The 19,232-nt window shown below is 72.1% G+C and carries 16 protein-coding genes; 9 read left to right on the top strand and 7 right to left on the bottom strand.

The window, feature by feature from the left end:
- Window positions 1-18 precede the first annotated feature (18 nt).
- Entirely contained in the window at window positions 19-999 is a 981-nt protein-coding gene (locus tag ACFWWU_RS02080; RefSeq protein WP_384137860.1) for an alpha-ketoacid dehydrogenase subunit beta, read from the bottom strand.
- Between the two features lie 2 nt (window positions 1,000-1,001).
- A complete protein-coding gene (pdhA, locus tag ACFWWU_RS02085) occupies window positions 1,002-2,195 on the bottom strand; it encodes a pyruvate dehydrogenase (acetyl-transferring) E1 component subunit alpha (protein WP_384137862.1) in 1,194 nt (397 codons plus the stop codon).
- Between the two features lie 365 nt (window positions 2,196-2,560).
- Here pdhA and ACFWWU_RS02090 point away from each other — a divergent pair, with 365 nt between their 5' ends.
- The 3 genes from ACFWWU_RS02090 to ACFWWU_RS02100 all read left to right on the top strand — a co-directional run bounded on the left by ACFWWU_RS02090 (window position 2,561) and on the right by ACFWWU_RS02100 (window position 4,900).
- On the top strand, window positions 2,561-3,220 hold the full coding sequence (locus ACFWWU_RS02090; RefSeq protein ID WP_384137864.1) for a response regulator: 660 nt from the start codon (window positions 2,561-2,563) through the stop codon (window positions 3,218-3,220).
- Between the two features lie 144 nt (window positions 3,221-3,364).
- A complete protein-coding gene (locus ACFWWU_RS02095) occupies window positions 3,365-3,868 on the top strand; it encodes a pyridoxamine 5'-phosphate oxidase family protein (protein WP_384137866.1) in 504 nt (167 codons plus the stop codon).
- A 15-nt stretch (window positions 3,869-3,883) separates the two neighbouring features.
- Window positions 3,884-4,900 carry a phosphotransferase gene (locus ACFWWU_RS02100; protein WP_384137868.1) on the top strand — a complete coding sequence of 339 codons (1,017 nt, stop codon included), beginning with the start codon at window positions 3,884-3,886 and terminating at the stop codon, window positions 4,898-4,900.
- 31 nt (window positions 4,901-4,931) lie between these two features.
- Here ACFWWU_RS02100 and ACFWWU_RS02105 read toward each other — a convergent pair whose 3' ends face one another.
- Window positions 4,932-6,578 (bottom strand): protein kinase, encoded by a 1,647-nt coding sequence (locus ACFWWU_RS02105; RefSeq protein WP_384137870.1) that lies wholly within the window; start codon window positions 6,576-6,578, stop codon window positions 4,932-4,934.
- 278 nt (window positions 6,579-6,856) lie between these two features.
- Between ACFWWU_RS02105 and ACFWWU_RS02110 the strand changes: the two genes are divergently transcribed.
- From ACFWWU_RS02110 to ACFWWU_RS02135, 6 genes are all read left to right on the top strand, one after another.
- Entirely contained in the window at window positions 6,857-8,515 is a 1,659-nt protein-coding gene (locus tag ACFWWU_RS02110; protein ID WP_384137872.1) for a protein kinase, read from the top strand.
- 146 nt (window positions 8,516-8,661) lie between these two features.
- Window positions 8,662-9,522: a hypothetical protein gene (locus ACFWWU_RS02115; protein WP_384137873.1), complete on the top strand. Its 861-nt coding sequence runs from the start codon at window positions 8,662-8,664 to the stop codon at window positions 9,520-9,522.
- Window positions 9,523-9,617: 95 nt separating this feature from the next.
- On the top strand, window positions 9,618-10,358 hold the full coding sequence (locus ACFWWU_RS02120) for a PadR family transcriptional regulator (protein WP_384137875.1): 741 nt from the start codon (window positions 9,618-9,620) through the stop codon (window positions 10,356-10,358).
- Window positions 10,359-10,455: 97 nt separating this feature from the next.
- On the top strand, window positions 10,456-11,190 hold the full coding sequence (locus tag ACFWWU_RS02125) for an ABC transporter ATP-binding protein (RefSeq protein WP_024760337.1): 735 nt from the start codon (window positions 10,456-10,458) through the stop codon (window positions 11,188-11,190).
- Entirely contained in the window at window positions 11,187-14,057 is a 2,871-nt protein-coding gene (locus ACFWWU_RS02130; protein ID WP_384137877.1) for an FtsX-like permease family protein, read from the top strand. The genes ACFWWU_RS02125 and ACFWWU_RS02130 overlap by 4 nt, the downstream gene beginning before the upstream one ends.
- A 111-nt stretch (window positions 14,058-14,168) precedes the next feature.
- Entirely contained in the window at window positions 14,169-14,717 is a 549-nt protein-coding gene (locus tag ACFWWU_RS02135) for a bacterial proteasome activator family protein (RefSeq protein WP_024760339.1), read from the top strand.
- Between the two features lie 72 nt (window positions 14,718-14,789).
- On the opposite strand, the gene ACFWWU_RS02140 is transcribed toward ACFWWU_RS02135, so the two are convergent.
- Genes ACFWWU_RS02140 through ACFWWU_RS02155 form a run of 4 tightly spaced genes read right to left on the bottom strand, consistent with a single transcriptional unit; the run spans window position 14,790 to window position 19,204 of the window.
- Window positions 14,790-15,776 (bottom strand): NAD(P)H-quinone oxidoreductase, encoded by a 987-nt coding sequence (locus ACFWWU_RS02140; RefSeq protein ID WP_384137878.1) that lies wholly within the window; start codon window positions 15,774-15,776, stop codon window positions 14,790-14,792.
- Window positions 15,777-15,819: 43 nt separating this feature from the next.
- Window positions 15,820-16,881, bottom strand: a complete 1,062-nt coding sequence (locus tag ACFWWU_RS02145; RefSeq protein WP_384138416.1) for a potassium channel family protein — start codon at window positions 16,879-16,881, stop codon at window positions 15,820-15,822.
- Window positions 16,882-16,901: 20 nt separating this feature from the next.
- On the bottom strand, window positions 16,902-18,305 hold the full coding sequence (locus ACFWWU_RS02150; RefSeq protein WP_384137880.1) for a molybdopterin molybdotransferase MoeA: 1,404 nt from the start codon (window positions 18,303-18,305) through the stop codon (window positions 16,902-16,904).
- The gene (locus ACFWWU_RS02155) at window positions 18,302-19,204 is read right to left on the bottom strand and encodes an NTP transferase domain-containing protein (protein ID WP_384137882.1); all 903 of its coding nucleotides are present in this window, start codon (window positions 19,202-19,204) and stop codon (window positions 18,302-18,304) included. Before ACFWWU_RS02155 ends, ACFWWU_RS02150 begins: the two co-directional genes overlap by 4 nt.
- Window positions 19,205-19,232: the final 28 nt, after the last annotated feature.

Consider the following 19,232-nt stretch of genomic DNA (forward strand, 5'->3'; position numbering starts at 1 on the left):
ATCGTCACGGTGCTCTCCTCAGTACGCCAGCGAGCGGTCGACGGCGTCGAGCACGCGATCGAGACCCGGCAGGTACTCCTCTTCCAGGCGCGCCGGCGGATACGGCGCGTGGTAGCCGCCGACCCGCAGGACGGGGGCCTCCAGGTGGTAGAAGCAGCGCTCCGTGATCCGGGCGGCGATCTCCGCGCCCGAACCGTAGAAGACCGGGGCCTCGTGGACGACGACCAGACGGCGGGTCTTCTCGACCGAGGTCTGGATGACGTCGAAGTCGATCGGGGACATCGAGCGGAGGTCGAGGACCTCGATCGACTTGCCCTCTTCCTCGGCGGCCTTGGCGGCCTCCAGGCAGACCTTCACCATCGGGCCGTAGGCGGCGAGGGTGAGGTCGGTGCCGGCATGGGCGACCCGTCCCTTGTGGAGCTCGCCGGGGATGGCCTCGGTGTCGACCTCGCCCTTGTCCCAGTAGCGGCGCTTGGGCTCGAAGAAGATGACCGGGTCGTCGCTCTGGATGGCCTGCTGGAGCATCCAGTAGGCGTCCGAGGAGTTGGACGGCGAGACGACCTTGAGGCCCGCGACGTGCGCGAAGAGCGCCTCGGGGGACTCGGAGTGGTGCTCGACCGCGCCGATGCCGCCGCCGTACGGGATACGGATGACGACCGGCATCTTGACCTTGCCGAGCGAGCGGGCGTGCATCTTCGCGAGCTGCGTGACGATCTGGTCGTACGCGGGGAAGACGAAACCGTCGAACTGGATCTCCACGACCGGCCGGTAGCCGCGCAGGGCCAGACCGATCGCCGTGCCGACGATGCCCGACTCGGCGAGCGGCGAGTCGATGACCCGGTCCTCGCCGAAGTCCTTCTGCAGACCGTCGGTGACCCGGAAGACACCGCCGAGCTTGCCGACGTCCTCTCCCATGATGAGGACCTTCGGGTCGTCCTCCAGCGCCTTGCGGAGCGACTCGTTGAGCGCCTTGCCGAGCGGAAGCTTCTGTACAGCCATGGTTACTTGACCTCGCCATCCGCGAAGGACGCCTGGTAGGCGGCGAACTGCGCGCGCTCCTCGTCGACGAGCGCGTGCCCGTCCGCGTAGACATTCTCGAAGATCGCCATGTCGTCCGGGTCGGGCATGTTGCGCACGCCCTCGCGGACGCGCTTGCCGAGCGCCTCGCTCTCCGCCTCCAGCTCCTCGAAGAAGGCGGCGTCGGCGTGACCCTCCCGCTCCAGGTAGGCCTTGAGGCGCAGGATCGGGTCCTTCGCCTCCCAGGCCTCGCGCTCCTCGTCCCTGCGGTACTTCGTCGGGTCGTCGGAGGTGGTGTGGGCACCCATGCGGTAGGTGAACGCCTCGACGAGGGTCGGGCCCTCGCCGCGGCGGGCGCGCTCCAGGGCGGAGCGGGTGACCGCGAGGCAGGCCAGGACGTCGTTGCCGTCGACCCGGACGCCCGGGAAACCGAAGCCGCGGGCGCGCTGGTAAAGCGGGACGCGCGTCTGCTTCTCGGTGGGCTCGGAAATGGCCCACTGGTTGTTCTGGCAGAAGAACACCACGGGGGCGTTGTAGACCGCGGAGAACGTGAACGCCTCGTTCACGTCACCCTGGCTGGAGGCGCCGTCGCCGAAGTAGGCGATCACGGCGGAATCCGCGCCGTCCTTGGTGATGCCCATCGCATAACCGGTGGCGTGCAGGGTCTGCGAACCGATGACGATCGTGTACAGGTGGAAATTGTTGGTGTTGGGATCCCAGCCACCGTGGTTCACACCGCGGAACATTCCCAGCAGGTTCGTGGGGTCGACCCCGCGGACCCAGGCGACGCCGTGCTCGCGGTAGGTCGGGAAGACGTAGTCGTCGTCCCGCAGCGCGCGGCCGGAGCCGATCTGCGCGGCCTCCTGGCCGAGCAGGGAGGCCCACAGACCCAGTTCGCCCTGGCGCTGGAGGGACGTGGCCTCGGCATCGAAGCGACGGGTGAGGACCATGTCGCGGTAGAGACCGCGCAGCTCCTCGGCGCTCAAGTCGATGTCGTAGTCGGGGTGCTGGACGCGCTCTCCCTCGGGCGTCAGCAGCTGGACGAGCTCGGGCTCCGTCGCTACCGCCTCGGCGCGCGTGCTCGTCTTCTTGGTGGTGCTCGTGCTCGCGCTTGCGGTGCGCTTGGTGCCGCTGCTGCGTCGCGTCGTCTTGCGCGCTGCAGTGCTCTCCACGGTCACGTGCGTGCTCCTCCGTCGGTCCGGCCCCCGGGTTCGCCGGGCAAGGCCTGGGGTTCCCCCTGCCTTAGGCAAGGGGGAGGCTCCGCCTTCTCCGTACCCTTCGCACGGGGTGGGTGCGACGCGGCCGGGGTCGGGCGTGACAGGTGTCCCGGTGAGCGCCGCCATAGGCACGTTACCCATAGTGCGCCATTCCCGCGAAACCCCACTTGACCTGCGATTTTGCTTGGATTTCCAAGTAAATCGAGAAAAGGGGGACTCCGCCCTGGTCAGCGCATGGACAACGGCCCGACGCCGTCGTCGGAACAAGCGGCACGGTATCCCGCGCACCCCGGGCGCGGGAAGAGCCAATATGTGAGACTGACTGCGTGCGCGAAGAAGGAAAAATCCGGGTATTTCTGCTGGACGACCACGAAGTCGTCCGGCGCGGCGTCCACGAGCTGCTCTCCGTGGAAGGCGACATCGAGGTGGTCGGCGAGGCCGGGACGGCGGCAGACGCGCTGGTCAGGATCCCTGCGACGCGCCCCGACGTCGCCGTGCTCGATGTCCGGCTGCCGGACGGCAGCGGGGTGGAGGTGTGCCGTGAGATCCGCTCGCAGGACGAGAGCATCAAATGCCTGATGCTGACCTCGTACGCCGATGACGAGGCGCTGTTCGACGCGATCATGGCCGGGGCCTCGGGATACGTCCTCAAGGCCATCCGGGGTAACGAGCTGCTGAACGCCGTGCGGGACGTGGCGGCCGGCAAGTCGCTCCTCGACCCGGTGGCGACCGCCCGCGTCCTGGAGCGGCTGCGCGACGGCAACAACCCGAAGGGCGACGACAAGCTCGCCAACCTGACCGACCAGGAGCGCAAGATCCTGGACCTGATCGGCGAGGGCCTGACCAATCGGGTCATCGGTGAGCGGCTCCATCTTGCGGAGAAGACCATCAAGAACTACGTCTCCAGCCTGCTGTCGAAGCTGGGCATGGAGCGGCGTTCGCAGGCCGCGGCGTACGTGGCACGGCTCCAGGCCGAGCGCCACTGAGGCCCGCGCGGCCCCGGTCCCGCCCGTACGTCACCCGTACGGAGCAGCCCGGGGCCGACGGCCCGGATTCGGGACGTAGGTCCCCGTGAAGGCGGGGCAGGGGCCCCTTTTCCGACACGCTGCCGGTGGCGGAGAGTGGAAGCCATGTCCACCGAGGAGATCCGCGCCATCGAATTGCTCGGCCGTGTGTCGTACGGCCGGGTGGCGACGAGCATGCGGGCGATGCCGTTCGTCGCCCCCGCCCGGCACATCGTGACCGACGGACGTGTGCTGATCCGGATGCACAGGGGGCTCGGCTACCACCGGGCCTGCAATGGCAGCGTCGTCGCGTACGGCGCGGACAACTTCAACTCCGGGGCCGAGAAGATCTGGTCCGTGCAGTTCACGGGCACGGCGGAGATCGTGGAGCCGACCGAGGAACAGCGCGCGGCGTTCGGGCCCGAGCCGCGAACCGTGGACGACGAGCCCTTCGAGCCGGTCTACATGCGGATCGAACCGCAGTTCGTGACCGTGCACGAGCTCGACTACTCGACCGGGCACCCCGCCGGGGCGACCGACCGCCCCGTCGACCTGCGCTCCGGCACGGAGCACCCCACGGAGCGGCCCATGGACCATTCCGTGGAGCGACACCTCCACCACGTAGCGTGATCTAACATCTGCGGAGTGCCGCGCTCATCTGCAACCCTCGCTCCGCCCGTCGGCGCCCTCCTTCGCCGCTACGCGGCCGCGGGCGAGCCCCTCTCCTGCGAACCCGTCACCCAGGGCCTGCTCAACCGCGGCTACCGCCTCTCCACCACGCGCGGCGCCTACTTCCTCAAGCAGCACCTGGACGCCCCCACCGCCGACCGCGCCACCATCACCCGGCAGCACCGCGCCACCCAGCGCCTGCACGCCCTGGGCCTGCCGGTGGCCCCGCCGCTCGCCGACAGCCGGGGCCGTACGGTCGCGGTCATCGACGGTCTCTGCTACGCCCTGCACCCGTGGATCGACGGCCGGCACCGCGACGGCACCCAGCTCTCCACCGACGGCTCCCGGCGTCTCGGCGCCCTCCTGGGGCACGTCCACACCTGTCTGGAGCGGGTCATGGAGTCGCCGCCACCGGGGGACGACCACGAGAGCGCCCGCCCCGAGGACACCTTCCGCGCCATCGAGGAGCTGATCGGCCTCGCCCGCGCGCACCGGCCCCACGACAGTTTCGACGCGCTCGCCGAGCACCGGCTGCGGGAGCGCCGCCGGCTGCTCGCCCAGCACGCCCACCACCGGCCGCCGCCGGCCGCCGCGTCCGGCTGGGTGCACGGCGACTTCCACCCGCTGAACCTGCTCTACCGGGGCGCGGAGCCGGCCGCGATCGTCGACTGGGACCGCCTCGGGGTCCGCCCGCGGGCCGAGGAGGCGGTCAGGGCGGCCGCCATCTTCTTCGTACGGCCCGGGGGCGAGCTGGCCTTGGAGAAGGTGCGGGCGTACGCGCGGGCGTACCGGCGGGCGACGGGCGCCGACGGTGCCGAGCTGGCCGCGGCGGCGCACCGGGTGTGGTGGGAGCGGCTCAACGACTTCTGGACGCTGCGCTGGCGCTACCAGCTGCACGATCGAAGGGCCGACCCGCAGTTTCCCGCGGTGTCGGCCCTGGCGGTCTGGTGGACCCGTGAGTACGACGCCGTGCGTGACGCCTTCGCCGGCTGAGCTGAGCGGGCGGGAGGCGCCGTCCGGCGGGTCAGCCGGTGGCGGTGGAGCCGCCCGTCGGCGGGGTGTCGCCATCGCCGCCGTCGTCGGTGGGATCGCCGGTCGGGTCGACCGGCGGATCCGTCGTCGGATCCGTCGGCGGGGGCTCCGTCGTCGGATCCGTCGTCGTCGGATCCGTCGTCTGCGGCTCGGTCGTCTGCGGCTCCGTCGTCTGCGGCTCCGTCGTCGGCGGAGCCGTGGTCGAAGGCTGCGTGACCGGCGGCTGCTGCGTCCACGGCGGCTGCGTGGCGCCGCCCCCGGTCGACGTGTCCGGGTCCCGCGTCTGCTCCTCCTCGGTGGAGGTCTCCTCGGAGGGTGTGGGCTCCTCGGAGGGTGTCGACGGCGAGTTGCTGACGGTCGTCGGAATCGGCGTCACCTTCTCGCCGCCCTTCTTGCCCGCCGCGTCGATGGCGTACACGACACCCGCGACGACCGCGACCAGCGCGAGCGCCACGAAGAGGATCAGCTTGCCCCGGCCGCCCCGGCCGCCGCCGTTCGCGCCGTACGCCCCGTCCTGGCCGTAGCCGCCGGTGCCGCCCGTACCGCCGTCGTAGCCGCCGTACCCGCCGACGCCCCCGTCGTCCGGGTTCATCTGCGGAAGGATCCGGCCCTGCGCGGTCTCCCCGTGCATCGGGTGACCCATCGCGGTCGTCGCGGCCATGCCGCCGATGGGCGTGTGCCCGCCGTCGTGCATGTCGACGGGACCGGTGTTCCACGTGCCGGTGTGGCCGCCCTGCTGGTGGAGCATCTGCAGGCCGTACTGGATGAGCCCGCGCATCTCCTCCGCGCTCTGGAACCGGTCGTCCGGGTCCTTCGCGAGGGAGCGCATCACCAGGCCGTCGAGCTCCGGCGGCACGCCGGGAGTCACCTCGGACGGCGGGACGGGCGCGTCCTGCACGTGCTGGTACACGACGGAGAGCGGCGTCTCACCCGTGAAGGGGGGCCGCAGCGCGAGCAGTTCGTAGAGCAGGCAGCCCGTCGCGTACAGGTCGGAGCGGTGGTCGACCGCCTTGCCGAGCGCCTGCTCGGGGGAGAGGTACTGCGGGGTGCCCATGACCATGCCGGTCTGCGTCATCGTCGACTGCGCGCCGTGCAGGGCGCGGGCGATGCCGAAGTCCATGACCTTCACGGCGCCGCTGTGCGTGATGATGACGTTCGCCGGCTTGATGTCGCGGTGCACGATGCCGTGCTGGTGCGAGTAGGCCAGCGCCTCGAGAACACCCGAGACGATGATGAGCGCCTGCTCGGGCCCCGGCGCGTCGGCGCTGATCAGCAGGTCGCGGATGGTGCGGCCCTCGACCAGCTCCATCACGATGTACGGCACGGGCCGGCCGCCCACGAGGTCCTCGCCGGAGTCGTACACGGCGACGATCGCGTGGTGGTTGAGCCCCGCGACCGACTGCGCCTCACGGGTGAAGCGCGCCTTCGAGACGGGGTCCTCGGCGAGATCGGCGCGGAGGAGCTTCACCGCCACCGTGCGCCCGAGGCGCACGTCCTCGGCGGCGAACACCTCGGCCATGCCGCCGCGGCCGAGACGGTGCGTCAGCCGGTACCGTCCGTCACCGACGACACCACCGACGCCCCACGATTCCGCTGCCGCGTCCGGCACACCGCCACCTGCTCCGGAATCGGGTGCCATCAGTCCTCGCCGTCGTCTGTCGTGCCGTGTCCAGTCGTCACGCTACAGGCTCCGTACGACATCACGGTCCGCGATTGACCGGCCATCCAACCCCGTCCCTGTACACCTGTGCAAATTCGACGGGTTTCCCCGGACACTTCCGGAACGCTTCGAGGACACGTCCTGTGCGGAGGGTCACGGAACGGGCACGCGGCTTGACGTGTCGGTGCCCTGGGGCAGACTTGGCCAGGAAATTCCGGAATTCGACGCCGCCACGCGCGCGTATGGGGGAAGCACAGATGAGCCAGGACGGCGCACAGGGCCGCTATGCGGGCGGTTCGGTCGCGGGCGGCCGGTACCAGCTGCGCGACCTCCTCGGTGAGGGCGGCATGGCGTCGGTGTACCTGGCCTACGACAGCGCCCTCGACCGACAGGTCGCGATCAAGACGCTGCACACGGAACTCGGCCGCGAGGCGTCGTTCCGCGAGCGGTTCCGGCGCGAGGCGCAGGCCGTCGCGAAGCTGTCGCACACGAACATCGTCTCGGTCTTCGACACCGGCGAGGACACCCTCGACGGCGCCGTCATGCCGTACATCGTCATGGAGTACGTGGAGGGGCAGCCGCTCGGCTCCGTCCTCGCCTCGGACGTCCGGCAGTACGGCGCGATGCCCGCCGACAAGGCGCTCAAGGTCACGGCCGACGTGCTGGCCGCCCTGGAGGTCAGCCACGAGATGGGCCTTGTCCACCGGGACATCAAGCCGGGCAACGTGATGTCGACCAAGCGCGGTGTGGTCAAGGTCATGGACTTCGGCATCGCGCGGGCCATGCAGTCCGGCGTCACGTCGATGACGCAGACCGGCATGGTCGTCGGCACTCCTCAGTACCTCTCCCCCGAGCAGGCCCTCGGCCGCGCGGTGGACGCCCGCTCCGACCTCTATTCGGTCGGCATCATGCTCTTCCAGCTGCTGACGGGCCGTCTCCCCTTCGACGCCGACTCACCGCTCGCCATCGCGTACGCGCACGTGCAGGAGGAGCCGGTCGCCCCGTCCACCGTCAACCGCGCGGTGACGCCGGCGATGGACGCGCTCGTCGCCCGGGCGCTGCGGAAGAACCCGAACGAGCGGTTCCCGAGCGCCGCGGCCATGCGCGACGAGTGCCTGCGGGTGCTCTCGGCCGGTCAGACCGGCGCCCCGATGATCGTCCAGGGCGGTCCGGTCAGCAGCGGCGCGGGCGTCGGCTCGGCGGTCTTCCCGCCAGTCGGCCAGACCCCGCCGCCGATCCCGCAGCCCGGCCCGCACGGCGTACATCAGCCGTACCTGCCGCCGACGCCGCAGCCCGGACCGTACGGCCCCGCGACGCCCGCACCCGGCCCGTCGTACGGGTACCCGCAGCAGGCCCCGACGCCCGCGCCGGTCTACCAGACCGCGCCGACCCCCTCGCCGTACGCCACGGGTCCGATGCACGCACCGGCCCCCGCTCCCGTGGCGACGGGCGGCGGCTCCCGCCGGAACACCCCGGTGCTCGTGGGCGCCGTCGTCGTCGCCCTCCTCGCGATCGGCGGCCTGGTCATGGTGCTCAACCAGAAGGACGACCCGGGCACGGAAGCGGGCGGCACGGGCGGCGGCACCGGCGGCACGGAGCAGACCCAGACGGCTGCCCCCGGCCACAAGGGTCCCGACCTGACCAAGACCATCGACGTGAAGAAGTGCACCCAGCCTTCGGAGTCGAGCGACGACCCCGCCAAGTTCGAGGTCCCCAACTTCACGTACAAGAACATCCAGTCGGTGAAGGACTGCGCCCGGGCGGCCGGGTGGAAGATCATGACGCAGACCCCCGTGGACGAGGCGACGTACGGCGAGGGCACGGTCCTGGAGCAGTACCCGCCGGCCGGTGAGGACATCACCGCCGAGGACGCCGAGTTCACCCTCAAGATCTCGACGGGTAACCCGCCGCAGTAGGAGGGACGGACGGTGGGAACGGCCGTCCTCATTACTTCCCCTGACCTCCCCTGACCTCCGCTGCCCCCGTCCCGGATGCCGGAAGTGTCCCGGCATGTGACGCTGAGTCGACACCTTGGCGGCTCGGTACGGGAGGGGGTCACCCGGTGACTCCAGCACTCCGCAGGGCACGGGCGCGGGCCCTCGGCCCCGCGCTCACCTGCACGTTCGCCTGCGCGTTCGCCCTGTGTGCCGCGCCCCTCGCGTACGGGGCGGAGGCCCCCGGCGGTACGCGGGTGCTCGCGCCGACCACGCCCCCCGCGCCGCCGCCGACCGGGTCCCCCCGACCGGCCGCGCCGACCGCCACGGGGGCGACACCCACCTCCGCGACGTCCCCCGGCCTCCCGCTGCCCTCTTCCCCTGTCCCCGGGACGGGAACGGGGACGGGGCCCGGAACGGGAACTGGGACCGGAACTGGGACCGGAACGGGACCCGGGTCCGGGTCCGGGTCCGCATCCCCCGGGCGCACCGTCGGCCCCGGCACACCCGTCCCGCCGGCGCCCGCGCCGACGGGCACCGCGGCGCCCTCGCCCTCGCCCTCCACCACCGCGCCGTCCTCTCCCGCCGCGCCGAGCTCCACGCCCACCGACGCTCCCGCCCCCAGCGGCTCCGCCTCGCTGGCGGGCCGACCGGCCGGAGAGGGCCACCCGCGACCCGGCCGTTCCGAGACGCCGCCCGCCGCCCCACCGAGCGCCGACCCTCCGTCACCCGACCCCTCTCGTACCAGGACGGCAACAGACTCCGACCCTTACGAGGCCGCCGAGGAGGACGTCGAGGCGGTACGCGAGGAGGACGAGGCGCTGACCGAGGTGGCGCCCGCGACCCGGCCCGCCGCCGCGCCCCGGATGGCGGCCGAGGCCGCGCCCACCCTCGTCGACCAGCGGATTCCCGTTCTCACCCTGGGTGTGGGGATGGCTCTGATGGGGCTCGGGATCGGCTTCCTGGGGCTCCGTATGCGCCGCCGCTGAGCCGCTCGGCCCGCCAGGGTCCCCCTTGAGTCGGACTCTCGTCTTCCGTCTCAGGACGGTTGTCGGCCACGGCATACTCGGTATACATACTGAGTATGTCGATCCGCCATGGGCTTCTCGCCCTCCTCGAACGCGGCCCTCGCTACGGCTCCCAGCTCCGTACGGAGTTCGAGTCCCGCACCGGCTCCACCTGGCCTCTCAACGTCGGCCAGGTCTACACGACGCTGAGTCGTCTGGAGCGCGACGGCATGGTCGCGCAGGGCGGCCAGGACGAGGCCGGGCACGCGCTCTACACGATCACGGACGCCGGTCTCACCGAGCTCAGGACCTGGTTCGAGAAGCCGGTGGACCGCACCAGCCCCGCCCGTGACGAGCTGGCCATCAAGCTCGCCATGGCGGTGGGCGCGCCCTGTGTCGACATCCGCGACGTCATCCAGTCCCAGCGCCGGCACACCGTGAAGGCGATGCAGGACTACACCCGGCTCAAGGCCCAGGCGCTCGTCGCCGTCGAGCGCGGGGGCGCGCGGGAACGGGACGACGTGGCCTGGCTGCTCGTCCTGGAACAGCTGATCTTCCAGACCGAGGCCGAGGCGCGGTGGCTCGACCACTGCGAGGCCCGGCTGATCCGTCTGTCGTCGACAGCGGCGTCCGCTTCCGTATCACCGCCGGCCGTATCCCCGCCGGTATCGACACCGACAACGGCACCGACACCGGCTTCGGCATCGGCCTCGACTTCGGCATCGGCTTCGGCTTCGGCTTCGGCTTCGGCTTCGGCTTCGGCTTCGGCCGACGCGCACACGACCACCCCGACATCGGCAACGGGCGGGGCGCGCTGACCGCACGGTCGCGCCCACCCCGTACCGCTGTCGCACCACCTTCCACCGCTCGCTCCGTACCGGCCGAACGCCGCGTACGCCCAAGGGGGACCCCTCCATGTCCACACAGCAGCCCGTGCTGCAGCTCCAGAACCTGACCCGTGTCCACGGCTCGGGCGCCACCGAAGTGCACGCCCTGCGCGGAATCGACCTCGCCGTGTACCCCGGCGAACTCGTCGCCGTCATGGGCCCGTCCGGCTCGGGCAAGTCCACGCTTCTCACCATCGCCGGCGGCCTGGACACCCCGACCTCCGGTCATGTGATCGTCGAGGACACCGACATCACCACCGCGAGCGTCAAGGAGCTCGCCGCCCTGCGCCGCCGCAGCATCGGCTACGTCTTCCAGGACTACAACCTCATCCCGGCGCTCACCGCCGCCGAGAACGTCGCCCTGCCGCGCGAGCTCGACGGCACCTCCGCCCGCAAGGCCCGCGTCGAGGCCCTGGCCGCCCTGGAGGAGATGGGGCTCGGCCACCTCGCCGACCGCTTCCCCGACGAGATGTCCGGCGGCCAGCAGCAGCGCGTGGCCATCGCCCGTGCCCTCGTCGGCGACCGCCGCCTCGTCCTCGCCGACGAGCCGACCGGCGCCCTCGACTCCGAGACCGGCGAGTCCGTGCTCGCCCTGCTCCGCTCCCGCTGCGACGCGGGCGCCGCCGGCGTCCTCGTCACCCACGAGCCGCGGTTCGCCGCCTGGGCCGACCGGGTCGTGTTCCTGCGGGACGGCGCGATCGTCGACCAGACCGTGCGCAGCGAGGCCGACTCCCTCCTCTCGGGCCAGGTGGCGGAGGCGTGAAGACCTGGTTCCACTCCTGGCGGGCAGCGATCCGCATCGCCCGCCGCGACGCCTGGCGCTCCAAGGGCCGCAGCGCCCTCGTCCTGGCGATGATCGCCCTGCCCATCCTGGGTGTCAGTGCCCTCGATCTGACCTACCGCAGCTCCGAACTGTCCCCCACGGAGCGGGCGGACAGATCGATGGGCACGGCGGACGCGATATTCCGGGACGCCCAGGCCGAGGGCGTTCCGATCCTCCAGGACCCGCCGGGCGAGATGCACACGCCGGTCAAGGACTACAAGGACCAGCCGTGGCCGAACGGCCCCACCGACGTCGCCAAGGCGATCCCGGCGGGTTCCACGGTCGTCACGGACCGCTCCGGCAGTGCCAAGCTGACGACGTCCCACGGTCTGCTCTCCGCCGAGGTGCGTGAGCTGAAGATGTCCGACCCGATCACCCGCGGCATCACGACCCTCCTCTCGGGGCGTTTCCCGGAGAAGAACGACGAGGTCATGGCGACCTCGCACTTCCTGGAGGTCAGCGGTCTGTCGGTCGGCTCGACCCTTTCCGCCCGCAACTTCGACCGTACGTATCGGATCGTCGGCTCCTACGAACTTCCCGACGCGCTCGCCGTCGACCAGGTCAACGCGCTGCCGGGTGCCTTCCTCACTCCGTACGCGAAGGCTGTCGAGAAGTCCGGCATGCCCACCCCCGACACCTCCACCTCGTATCTGGTGAAGAAGTCCGGTGGTTTCACGTGGAACACGGTCCAGCAGATCAACGCCAAGGGCGTGGTCGTCAGTTCGCGTGCCGTCATGCTCGACCCGCCCGCCGAGTCCGAGGTGCCGCTCTACCAGAAGGAGGGCTGGGGCAGCTTCGACTCCAGCCCGGCGGCCGACGCCGCCGCTCTCGCCGCCGTCGCCACCGTCGTCGGCCTGGCGATGCTGGAGATCTGTCTCCTGGCCGGACCCGCCTTCGCGGTCGGCGCGCGCCGCTCGCGCCGCCAGCTCGGTCTGGTCGGGGCCAACGGCGGTGCCCGCAGCCACATCCGGGCCATCGTGCTGAGTGGTGGTCTCGTCATCGGCGTCGCCGCGGCGGTCGTCGGCACGGTCCTCGCCGTGATCCTCACGCTGGCGCTGCAGCCGGTTCTCGAGGACATGATGAACCAGCGGTTCGGCGCCTTCGACGTCCGGCCGCTGGAGCTGCTCGGCATCGCGCTGCTCGCCGTCCTGACCGGTCTGCTCGCCGCCATCGTCCCGGCGATCACTGCCTCCCGGCAGACCGTCCTCGCCTCGCTCACGGGCCGGCGCGGTGTCCGCCGCAGCAGCCGTGTCCTGCCCCTGATCGGCCTCGCGGCCATCCTGCTGGGCGGCGCCATCGCGCTCTTCGGGTCGATCGCCACCGAGTCGGTCGTCATCGTCGGCGGCGGCTCCGCCATCGCCGAGCTGGGCGTCGTCGCCTTGACCCCGGCCCTGGTGGGGCTCTTCGGCCGCACCGGGCGCTGGCTGCCGCTCTCCCCGCGGCTCGCACTGCGGGACGCCGTCCGGAACCGGGGGCGTACGGCACCCGCCGTCGCCGCCGTCCTCGCCGCCGTCGCGGGCACGGTCGCCGTCTCCACCTTCATGGCCAGCAGCGAGGCGCAGCAGAGGGCCGCGTACGAGGCCCGGCTGCCGTACGGGGCGGTCTCCGCCTTCGTCCTGGAGGAGGGCGGCCGGGACGTCCCCGCGGTCCGCGAGGCGGTCCAGCGCTACCTCCCCGTCGACGTCCGCGCCGACGTCGAGCGGGTGTCGGTCGGCAAGCCCGGCTGTGCCCCCTGGGGCGGCGGCGAGGGTTGCGGTCGCTACGAGGTCGTGCTTCCCCAGGCGAACGAGTGCCCGCTGTACGCGACGTCCCTGCCCGGCGGCGTCGACCCCAGCGAGAAGTACACCCCCGAACAGCGGCGGAAGATGATGACCGAGGACTGGCGGTGCGACCAGTCCTCACGCGGCGGCTGGATGTCCGTCGACGGCGGTCTGCTCGTCGGTGACGCGAAGGTCCTCCAGGTTCTCGGCGTCGACGACCCGGGCGCCGTGAAGGCCCTCGCCGAAGGAAAGATCGTCAGCTTCTCCCGGGCCGATATCGACAAGAACGGCACCGTCGGGATCAAGCAGGTCACCGACATCGCCGCCGCCGACAGGGCCTCCGAGAAGGGCCTGCCCTCGCCGGGGAAGGTCAGCTCCGTCCCCGCCTACCTGGTGCCCAAGGGCCAGAAGTCCTACGGCGTCCAGTTGCTGATGACCCCGGCCACCGCGAAGGCCGCCGGACTCGCCACCCTGCCGGCCGGTGTGTACTTCAGCACCGAGCGGATGCCGGACACCGAGGCGCGCCAGAAGCTCGACGGCGAGCTCGCCAAGCTCGGCAGCAACGCCGAGCTGCACGTCGAGGAGGGCTTCGTCAACGAGGACAGCCTCTTCCTGATCGCGCTGGCCGTCTTCGCCGGCCTCGTCACCATCGGCGCCGCCGGTATCGCCACCGGCCTCGCGCAGGCCGACGCCGAGGCGGACCTGAAGACGCTCGCCGCCGTGGGCGCCCCGCCCCGGGTCCGCCGTACGCTCAGCGGCTTCCAGTGCGGAGTCGTCGCGGCGATGGGCGTGGTCCTCGGGTCGGCAGCCGGCGTACTGCCCGCGATCGGTCTCCGGCTCACCGAGGCACGTGAGGCGACCCGCTTCTACGAGCAGGCCATCGCTCAGGGCTGGGACAACGGCATGTCGGGCCCCCCGTACGTGCCGATCGTCATCCCCTGGGAGACACTGGCCGGCCTCCTCGTCGCCGTACCGCTCGGCGCCGCGCTCCTCGCCGCCCTGGTGACCCGCTCGCGCGGCGCAGTGGCCCGGCGCGAGGCGACCTGACAGACCCGGCCCTGCTGGTTCGTTGCGTTCCTGTGCCCCTGTACGAGGGTGGATCACTCTCGTACAGGGGCACACCGTGTGGTGAGGCATGTGTGCGAGAGAATGGGCGGCATGGAGATGCCGAGGAATGACAGGTCGCAGGAGAGCCCCCAGGTCCTCATCGTGGGACAGGACGGAACGGCGCTCGGCGGCACTCAGGGTGACGACGAATCCCGCGAGGTCCCGGTGACGGAAATGGTCGAGCAACCTGCGAAGGTCATGCGGATCGGCAGCATGATCAAGCAGCTCCTGGAGGAAGTACGTGCGGCTCCTCTCGACGAGGCCAGCCGCGTCAGGCTCAAGAACATCCACGCCAGCTCCGTGAAGGAGCTGGAAGACGGGCTCGCGCCCGAGCTGGTCGAGGAACTGGAGCGGCTCTCCCTGCCGTTCACGGACGAGGCGGTCCCCTCCGAGGCGGAACTGCGGATCGCGCAGGCCCAGTTGGTGGGGTGGCTCGAGGGCCTCTTCCACGGCATCCAGACGGCGCTGTTCGCCCAGCAGATGGCGGCCCGCGCCCAGTTGGAGCAGATGCGCCGGGCGCTGCCGCCGGGCGCTTCGCACGACGATGACGACGACGACCGCGGCCACGGCCACGCCGTCCGCTCGGGGCCGTACCTGTAGGTCCGCGAGATCGGTACGGAGGAGGGGCCCGGTGCACGCGATGCGCCGGGCCCCTCCTCCGTGTCACGCGGATCAGCCCTGCGGCGCCAGCAGCAGCACCTTGCCGACGTGGCCGCCGGACTCCAGCACCCGGTGCGCCTCGGCGGCCTCCGGCATCGGCACCGTACGGTCGACGACCGGCCGGACCGTGCCCGCGCCGATCAGCGGCCAGACGTGCTCGCGGACGGCGGCGACGATCGCCGCCTTCTCGTGCGGCGGACGGGAGCGCAGCGTGGTCGCCATGACCGCCGCACGCTTGGCGAGCAGCGCCCCCAGGTTGAGCTCGCCCTTCACACCGCCCTGGAGCCCGATGATCACCAGCCGTCCGCTGACGGCCAGTGCCTTCACGTTCCGCTCCAGGTACTTGGCGCCGACGATGTCCAGGATGACGTCCGCACCGGCCCCGTCCGTCGCCTTGTGGAGCTCCTCGACGAAGTCCTGCTCGCGGTAGTCGATGAGGATGTCCGCGCCCAGTTCGGCGCAGCGGGCCAGTTTCCCGGGGCTCCCGGCCGTGACCGCGACCCGCGCGCCGACCGCCTTCGCGAGCTGGATCGCCATCGTGCCGATCCCGCTCGCCCCGCCGTGCACGAGCACCGTCTCGCCGGGACGCAGGTGGGCGATCATGAAGATGTTGGACCAGACGGTGCAGGCGACCTCGGGGAGCGCCGCGGCCGTGATCAGGTCGACGCCCTCCGGCACCGGCAGGAGCTGGCCGACCGGGACGACGACCTTCTCGGCGTAACCGCCGCCGACGAGCAGCGCGCAGACCTCGTCGCCGACGGACCAGCCGGACACCCCGGGCCCGATCGAGGCGATCCGCCCCGAACACTCCAGACCGGGGTACGGGGAGCTGCCCGGCGGCGGGTCGTAGAAGCCCTGGCGCTGGAGCAGATCGGCGCGGTTGACGGCGCTCGCCACCACCTCGACGAGGACCTCGCCCTCGCCGGGCACGGGATCGGGCACCTCGGCCCAGACGAGGGCCTCGGGACCGCCGGGTTCGGGAATCGTGATCGCGTACATGGCGGCGAGGCTACTCCGGCGGTCGGTGCCCGGTCCCGCACCCTCAGTCCTGCGGCGGCGTGGTGAGCGGGGTCACCGGCGCGGCGCGCACGATGGTGATCACCCGGTCCGTGGGCTGGAGGGGACTGGCGGCCTTGTCGTCGTAGCCGAGCAGGCGGTGGCCACGGAGCACGCTCACCACCAGGTCCCCGGTCTCCCGCACGCTCTTGCCCACCTCGGCCTTGGTCACCGGGCGCTCGACGAGGTCCAGGCCGGAGCCCTGCTGGATGAGGTCCTCCATCACCGTGCCGGCACTGGGACTCAGCACGGAGAGGCCGAGCAGCCGGCCGGCGGCGCTGGCGCTGGTGATGACCGCGTCCGCGCCGGACTGGCGCAGCAGCGGCGCGTTCTCCTCCTCGCGGACCGCTGCGACGATCTTCGCGCCCCGGTTGAGCTGGCGGGCGGTCAGGGTGACGAGGACGGCCGTGTCGTCGCGCTGGGTGGCGATGACGATCTGACGGGCCCGCTGCACCTCGGCCCGCAGCAGCACGTCGCTGCGCGTCGCGTCGCCGACGACACCGACGAAGCCGTCCGCGTTCGCCGTCTCGATCACCTTGTTGGAGGGGTCGACGATGACGATCTGGTCCTTGTGGAGGCCGGTGGCGCAGAGGGTCTGGATCGCGGACCGTCCCTTGGTGCCGAAGCCGACGATGACGGTGTGGTCGCGCAAGGTGGACCTCCAGCGGTTCAGTCGGAACTCCTCCCGGGTCCTCTCCGTGAGGACCTCGAGAGTGGTGCCGACCAGGATGATCAGGAACAGCACGCGCAGCGGCGTGACCAGCAGGATGTTGGCGAGCCGCGCCGTGTCGCTGTACGGGACGATGTCGCCGTATCCGGTGGTGGAGAGCGTCACGGTCGCGTAGTAGACGCAGTCGAGGAAGTCGAGCGTCTCGTTGGCGTTGTCGTGATAGCCGTCGCGGTCGACGTAGACGATGAGCACCGTCAGGACGAGCACGCCGAGCGCCATGAGCAGCCGCTTGCCGACCTGGCGCAGCGGCTTCTGGACGACCCGTCGGGGCAGCCGGATCTGGGGACCCGCGATCCGCTCGTCCGCGTGGCGGGCCATCACGTCACGGCTGGGAAGTTTCACGTGAAACACACTCCTTCGGCCGGGGCGTCCCCCGCCGGTGTCGGCCAGGGAAGGCCGAGGATCTCCAGTTGCTGCCCAGGTCGGGCACCACCGGGCGGGACGACCGCCAGGCCGTCGGCCGCGGCGATGCCACGGAGCATGGCCGGTCCGTTGTAGTGCAGCGGGACGGCCCGGTCGGCGCGGCGGACGACCGGGACGAGCCGGGTGTCGTGGGGATGCCCCTGGACCTCGTCCTGGACGGCGGCCACGCCGGGTGCGCCGTACGGCGCCCGGGAGTACCCCGCGAGGGCGGCGAGCAGCGGCTCGGCGAGGGTGAGGAGCCCGGAGACCGCCGCGAGCGGGTTGCCGGGCAGCCCGACGAGATGGCGGGGGTCCGTGCCCGCGAGCCGGGCGAGGAGCATCGGGTGGCCGGGCCGTACCTTCACCCCGTCGACGACGAGGGTGGCGCCCGCCGCGTCGAGCACACGGTGCAGATGGTCGACGGGCCCGGCCGCGGTCCCGCCGGTGGTGATCAGCAGGTCGGCGGTGGAACCGGTGACGGCGGCGTACAGCTCCTCGACGTCGTCGCCGATCCGGCGGGTGGCGAGGACCTCGGCGCCGAGTGCCTCCAGCCAGGGTCCGAGCATCGGGCCGAGGGCGTCACGGATGAGCCCGTCGTGGGGGAGTCCCGCCGTGAGCAGCTCGTCGCCGAGGACCAGGATCTCCACCCGGGGGCGGGGGAGGACGGACAGCGTGTCGTAGCCGGCGGCCGCGGCGAGACCGAGGACGGCGGGGGTCACGGCGGAGCCCGTGGGGAGCAGCTGGTCTCCGGCGCGGCACTCCTGGCCCCTGGGACGGATGTCCTGCCGGGGCCGCACCTCGCGCAGGGCGTGCAGGAGCGGGCCGGGCAGCACACCGCCCTGCTCGGTGCGGGAAAGCTCGGTGCGGGGATGCTCGGTGCGGGAGTGCTCGCTACGGATGACCGCGGTCGTCCCGGCCGGGACGCGGGCTCCGGTGGCGATCCGTACGGCCTCGCCGTCGGCCAGTACGGCCGCGGGGGCGTGGCCCGCGAGGACGGCACCCTCTTCACGGACCGTCCAGGGGCCCGTCCCCGCGACCGCCCAGCCGTCCATGGCGGAGGTGTCGAAGGAGGGCAGGTCGGTGAGGGCCAGGAGGGGCCCCGCGAGGACCCGGCCGAGCGCCGCGCCGAGCGGAACAGCCAACGGCTCCCGCACGCCGTGACCGGCCTGACGGGATTGACCGGCACCGGCGTGACCGGTCCGCGCGGCGCGGGCCGCGGCGCCGGCTTCGGCGGCGGCTGTCCGCGCCGCGGGCCAGGCGGTGGCGCGGTGCGGCTCCTCGGCCGCCTGCGGGCGAGGAGCGGTGTCGGGGGCCACGAGGGCGGACTCCTTGAGGGTCATCCGGCCTCGTCCTGTTCGGCGGCCCAGCGCTTGGCGAGCTCCGCCGCCTTGCGGGCCGCCTCGGCGACCGCCTCGGGGCCGCCCCCGGCGCCCGCGCTCGCCGCCGCGTAACCGACCAGGAAGGTGGTCAGGGGCGCGGCGGGGCGGGCCACTCCATGGGCGGCGTCACGGGCCAGGTCGAGCAGCACGCCGGTGTCGACGTCCAGCTCGATGCCCAGTTCGTCCTTGACTGCGGTGATCCATTCGTCCAGCACGGTCCCATGCTCCCTGACGCGGGCCCGGGCCGCGGCGATGTCCTCCCAGGTGTCGCAGTCGAAGGAGGCGAGCGGCCCGGCGGCGACCCGGGTGAGGCGAAGCCCGTCCATGAGGTACCGCACCGGCATGTGGGCCAGTCCGCGGGCGTCGTGCGTGAGCCGATTCAGTTCGCGGACCAGCGGACCTGTCCGGTACGCGGCGACGAGCGGCTGGTCCCGGCCCTCGCCGTCGGTGAGGACGGCGGCTTCCGCGTCGGGTGCCCCGGCGAGCCCCTCCAGGAGGCGCCGGGCAGTGTCCTGGCCGAGGAAGGGCAGGTCGGCGGAGAAGACGAGGAGGACGTCGGCCTCGGTCTCGCGCACGCCGGCGGCGACGGCGGGCATCGGGCCCCCGCCGGGCGGCTCCTCCCTGGTCCAGCGGACGGGACGGGCGGTCGGGCGGGGGTCCCCGACGACCACGGTCCGGCCGGCGTCGGGGCAGGCCGCGAGCACCCTGTCGAGGAGCGTCCGGCCCCCTACCCGTACCCCGGGCTTGTCGGAGCCGCCGAGGCGCCTGGCGGCTCCCCCGGCGAGCACGACGGCGTCGTATGCGGTGGTCACCCCAGCAGTATGGGCTGCCGGGCACCGCGGGCATCCGGCCCGTCCCATTACAAGAGACGGGCCGGGCCGGCCGGAC

It is taken from the genome of Streptomyces sp. NPDC058650, from assembly GCF_042717315.1.
Taxonomy (GTDB): Bacteria; Actinomycetota; Actinomycetes; order Streptomycetales; family Streptomycetaceae; genus Streptomyces.